Annotated in this window: 5 protein-coding genes; 3 read left to right on the top strand and 2 right to left on the bottom strand. The window is 42.0% G+C overall.

Features of this window, described 5'->3' with window-relative positions; genetic code table 11:
* Both AC1DPZ_RS21400 and AC1DPZ_RS21395 read right to left on the bottom strand, forming a co-directional pair.
* Window positions 1–2,287, bottom strand: a 2,287-nt coding sequence (locus AC1DPZ_RS21400; RefSeq protein WP_477407246.1) for a carboxypeptidase-like regulatory domain-containing protein, incomplete at its 3' end; no start/stop codon positions are given.
* A 180-nt stretch (window positions 2,288–2,467) separates the two neighbouring features.
* Window positions 2,468–3,052 carry a phosphonate degradation HD-domain oxygenase gene (locus AC1DPZ_RS21395; RefSeq protein ID WP_477407244.1) on the bottom strand — a complete coding sequence of 195 codons (585 nt, stop codon included), beginning with the start codon at window positions 3,050–3,052 and terminating at the stop codon, window positions 2,468–2,470.
* 265 nt (window positions 3,053–3,317) lie between these two features.
* On the opposite strand from AC1DPZ_RS21395, the gene AC1DPZ_RS21390 reads away from it, so the two are divergent.
* From AC1DPZ_RS21390 to AC1DPZ_RS21380, 3 genes are all read left to right on the top strand, one after another.
* Complete coding sequence (locus AC1DPZ_RS21390) at window positions 3,318–3,896, top strand: helix-turn-helix domain-containing protein (protein ID WP_477407242.1); 579 nt, start codon at window positions 3,318–3,320, stop codon at window positions 3,894–3,896.
* Between the two features lie 280 nt (window positions 3,897–4,176).
* Entirely contained in the window at window positions 4,177–4,863 is a 687-nt protein-coding gene (locus tag AC1DPZ_RS21385; RefSeq protein ID WP_477407240.1) for an HAD hydrolase-like protein, read from the top strand.
* Window positions 4,864–4,866: 3 nt separating this feature from the next.
* Window positions 4,867–5,210, top strand: a 344-nt coding sequence (locus tag AC1DPZ_RS21380; RefSeq protein WP_477407238.1) for a DUF5690 family protein, incomplete at its 3' end; no start/stop codon positions are given.

Here is a 5,210-nt window from a genome sequence, read left to right as displayed (position 1 = left end):
CTGTACCGCTAAACCCTAAACGGTTCTGTAAAAATTTGATATCGAAGCCTTCCTCGTAGTTGATACGGGTAAGCGTTTTGATGTTTTCCTGGTACAGGTAGTCAGATGCATAACCTGCCGCCTGGTTGTTATAAGGTTTGTTGATGCTATACGACGTGTTTAACGCATAAGTAGGGCCATTATACGGCGATCTATAAGTAGAGCCATAACCCAGCGGGTTGTTAAATAATGATGCACCTGTACTGCCACCAAACGCGGTGATAGAGCTATAAGGAGCCGGACCTATGGTTGAGCTTGAAGCATCTGTTTTAATGCTTGCAAATGAACCGCGGGCTTTTAAGAACGAAATAAATTCGGGCAGTTTAATGTAATCAGAAATTACTGTAGCTGCTGAAACACTTGGATAGCCATAGGTTGTAACATTCTGGAATGCGCTTGATTTATCGCGGCGAAAAGTGCCCGATAAAGTAGCATATTTACCAAACGAGGCATCTAACGATGCATAGTAGCTAAATACCCTTTCGGCCGAGTTAAAGCTGGTTGACTGGATTGGATTTTTTGAATTACTGAAAGCGTAAACCTCTGGTACGTTCAGGTAATCGGTAGATGTCCAGCTTGAGTTATAATTTAAGCTGCGAAGGTTTGAACCAACAACGCCCGATAGGTTTAAAAACTTTTTAACGGTAAAGTTATAGTTCACCATTAACTCCGTATTGTTATCAAAAAGGTCGCGGCGATCTTCGCGGTAATCGCCCTGGTTACCTTCACGGCCGTAAGGGTGGGCCGAAAACGGAAGATCCTCTGTACGTAAAATGTTATAGGTATCAATTTGCGAACGCAGCGTTACGTTTACATGATCGTTAAACTTATAGTTTCCAGACAGGTAACCGTAGGTGTCATTTTTATAATGGCCGCGGGTCCATTTCTGGGTTAACAAATAAGGGTTGTGGTAACGCTGATACTCGGCAAACTGCGATTGAACGCCAACTTTGCCTGGCTGCCAGATGGCTTTAATATCGGGAGCGTTTACATCCCAGTCGGCGCCTGTCCAAACAGCAATATTATAGATGATACTGTTAGGACCGTATTGAACATCCGGAAAATTATCTGTTGACTGCCTGTTATAATTAACATTGGCTTCAAATTTTAATTTTGGGATAGGATTGAACGAAGCGTAAAAGTTAGCATTAGCTATATTGAGGTATTGTGAAGGGATATAGCTGGTTTGATGTTGCTGCGAAACCGAGAAACGGGTTACATAAGTATCGCCAACTGCTCCTAAGGATACGTTATTGTTGGTTTGCGTACCTATCTGTAAAAAGTTTTTGAGGTTGTTTTTACCACGGGCTGTCCAGGGGGTAGCCTGGCGAACACCGTTAATAACAGGGCTATCATACTGCGGTATTAGCTGGCCCGCAAAGTACGGTCCCCAAACATCATAGTCACCATCCACACCGCCTGGTGCACCGCCTTTACCATCAACAAAAGTATAAAAGGTGTTTTCGCCCGGACCAAATGTGCTTTGCGTACGCGGGAAGGCTAAAAAGCCGGTATTAAGTACGGTACTGCTGTTAATATCAACAGTTAAACCTTTTTTATTCTTCTCACCTTTTTTTGTGGTGATTAAAATAGCGCCAAATGATGCGCGGTTACCGTAAAGCGCCGCCGCGGCAGGGCCTTTTAGTACGGTATAAGTTTCAATGTCATCGGGGCTGATGTTATAGGTGTCAGTATTAATAGGGAAACCATCAACTACATATAAGGATACCTGGTTACCTCTTATTAAAACATTTGGGTTGCCCAATAACTCGGCAGATGGACCTACACTTACACCGGCAACCTTGCCTATTAAGCCTGTAATAGGGTTGGGGTCGCGGGCTGTGGTTAATGCATCGCCGTTTACGGCTTGTATGGCGTAACCAATCCGCCTGGTTTCCTTTTTAACACCAAGCGCGGTAACAACTACCTCGTTTAATGTTTTGTTATCACCGGTAAGGCTAATGTTTATTACCGCCTTATCACTTACCACAACAGCTTGTGGTGTGTAGCCGATAAATGAAAAAGAAAGCGTTTGACCCGCGCTTGCCGAAATAATGTAACGGCCTTCAATATCGGTTACTGTTCCTTTGTTTTGATCTTTAATTCTTACGCTTACACCTGGTAGTGGTAAGTGATTTTCGTCGGTAACTGTACCGCTTATTTTGCTTTGGGCTAATAATATAGATGGCGCAATACAAAATAACAAAACCGTAATAACGGTTGTTAATCGTTGGTAAAACTTATTCATCTGCTAAAATTTAAGGGTGAGAATTTTGCTTTTTTCATGCAGCAATACTAAACTTTGTTTATTATTAGTAAACCAATTTAGCATTAAGCAATACTTAAGCTTTTGTTCACCCTGTGTTAAGCAGGTGGTTTTTGTAACGGTAATATCACAAGCCCGTTACAAAAAATTAACATGAATGTTTTATGAGTTAACCTGTTGTAAATGACTAAGCGCGATAGTTTTTAAATATTGTATATTATCTACCGGCACATTCATTTCTTTGGCCATATCATCCCAGTAACGCAGCCTGATAATCAGTTCGGCATCGGGATGAAGCTCAAAATCAGCGGCTTCGTCAGCCGTCATCACGCCTCCCTGGAAATTGAGGGTTGCCTTACTTGCTTCAGATAAACAGTTATAGTATTCGGGATATTTATAGGTAAGGTATCTTTTGGCAATTACATGTCCCTGTACCAGGTTAGCTACTCTTTCAGAAAACCCGCGTTCCAGCAAAAAGTCGGCGCCAATTTGTTCATGATCAACATTGCCCATGCCATCCATACTTTCGGCTTCACCGGCTTCGGCACATAAATGACCAATGTCATGGAAAAAAGCCGCAAGAACTACTTCATCATCATGTCCCTCGGCCTGTGCCAAAGCAGCAGCCTGCGACATATGCTCCAACTGCGAAACCGGCTCACCAATGTAGTCCTCGTCGCCAAATTTTTCATAAAGTGAAAATACTTCTTTTACTACAGCCTGCGGGTCGTATAAGGAAAATGTCATGTTGGTAGATTTTATTGCAAATTAAGGCGATTGAGGTTATGTTATTATTAAATGTTTATGAATAATAACGGCAGGCCCCCAATCCCCCAAAAAGCGAGTTTTTTGATTAGTATAGTTATTTATTATATAAAAATATGGTTTAAAGCTGTTTAGTAATCATAAATGCAGCAGATTAAAAGCATGCAATTCAAAAGCTCTCCCTTTAGGGGGGTGGGGGGCTCGACAATTTTTTTTATTTTGCGCATGTTTACCAATACTAAACATTATGGAAGAGGATATACTGATACAGATCAGTAACAGCATTAAGGAACGCCGGAGAGAAAAAAATATAACCGTTCAGGAATTAGCTATCAGGGCCAATGTAAGCAAAGGACTAATATCGCAGATAGAAAACAGCCGTACTATACCATCGCTTATTGTATTGATAGATATTATCAAAGCTCTTGAAATAGATATGAACGAGTTTTTTAAGGGTATCCGGTCAAAAGATAATCCTGTGCCGGTATTGGTAAAGCGCAAAGCCGAGTATGAGCATTTTGAAAAGGAGCATGCCGCGGGCTTCCATTATCAAAGGATCTTTACCCAGTTAATAACACAATCAACTGTCGACATCGTAATACTTGAACTGGAACCTGATGCATCGCGCCCGATGGTGGAAACCGAAGCGTTTGAGTACAAGTACATTTTAAGCGGGGAAATTGAATACCAGTTTAATGATGATAAGGTAAAACTGTACCAGGGCGATTCGATGTTGTTTGATGGCCGCATCCCCCATACACCTAAAAACCTGGGCACAACAACCGCAAGTATGCTGGTTGTTTATTTTTTTGAAGAGAAGAAATGATGGGGGTGAGCAGTGAGTGGTGAGTGGTGAGTGGTCGATTAAGTGAGTAGTTGCATAGTCTTTTGTCTGAACCGGGATTAAGGGATTAGCAGGATTCTTTTCAAATACCATAATCTAAGGTATCTGCGCAATCCGGCTTCAGGTATCTTAATCAACCACTCACCATTCACCACTCACTATTCACCACTCACCATTCACCACCCTTAACCAAACCTTAACACAAAATTAGTTTGCTGGTAATAAATTAAGTTTAGTATTGCTAAACATTTTATATTTGTTTATGAGTATTAAATTAGTTGTTTTTGATATAGCCGGCACCACTGTTAAGGATGATCATGAAGTAAGCAAAGCCTTCCAGGCTGCCATGAAAAAATCGGGCTATGTGGTTGAGCTATCAAAGATAGATCCCTTAATGGGTTACGAAAAGACCCTTGCCATTAGCAAAATGCTGCATGAGCATGAAGCAAACACAGCTGTTATAACTTTTGAACTGGTAAGCACCATTCACAAAGAGTTTGTGCAGCAAATGATTAATTTTTACCAATACGAACCAGGTATTGCACCCTTGCCAAATGTAGAGGAAACATTTGCCGCATTGCATGCAAAAGGCGTATTAGTAGGCATAAATACCGGTTTTTCGCGCGATATTGCCGATACCATTGTTAACCGTTTACAATGGCGCGAGAAGGGTTTGATAGACTACGTTATTGGATCGGATGAGGTAGAACTTGGTCGCCCGCATCCGTATATGATTCAAAAAATGATGATGGAGGGGGGCATAACAGATCCGCTGGAAGTTGCCAAGGTAGGGGATACCGAGGTTGATGTGCGCGAGGGACAAAATGCCGGCTGCAAATATGTAATTGGCGTAACCACCGGCATATTTACCCGAGCCGGGCTGGAAACCTACAATCCCACCCATATTATTGATGATATTGCACAGGTACTTGATATTATAAACCAGTAAACAATGAGCCTGATTGACGGTTTACGTGCAAAGGTTGCCAAATGGCCATATTCGCTGCTATCGGTAATGGCGGCGGTTTCGGCATTTGGTTTATATACTTCCATGTATGCTTTCCGTAAAGCTTTTGCAGCCGGAACCTTTACCGGGCAGCAATACCTGCATGTTGATTATAAGGTGTGGCTGGTAATTGCCCAGGTAATAGGTTACACCTTAAGCAAATTTTACGGTATCCGCTTTATTGCCGAAGTGAACAGCAAAACCAGGGGGCGTTATATTTTAGCACTTATCGGCTTTGCCTGGGCAGCTTTGCTTGCCTTTGCTTTTGTACCCGCACCGTGGAATATTAT

The sequence above is a fragment of the Mucilaginibacter sp. P4_G9 genome (assembly GCF_056400985.1).
Note: the sequence above shows the minus strand (reverse complement) of the source record. Positions and strands in the feature narration are given on the sequence as shown.

What these genes read in the sequence shown, in the direction of transcription:
- AC1DPZ_RS21395 (WP_477407244.1), bottom strand. Translation starts at nt 3,052, where the DNA reads ATGACATTTTCCTTATACGACCCGCAGGCTGTAGTAAAAGAAGTATTT.
- AC1DPZ_RS21385 (WP_477407240.1), top strand. Translation starts at nt 4,177, where the DNA reads ATGAGTATTAAATTAGTTGTTTTTGATATAGCCGGCACCACTGTTAAG.
- AC1DPZ_RS21390 (WP_477407242.1), top strand. Translation starts at nt 3,318, where the DNA reads ATGGAAGAGGATATACTGATACAGATCAGTAACAGCATTAAGGAACGC.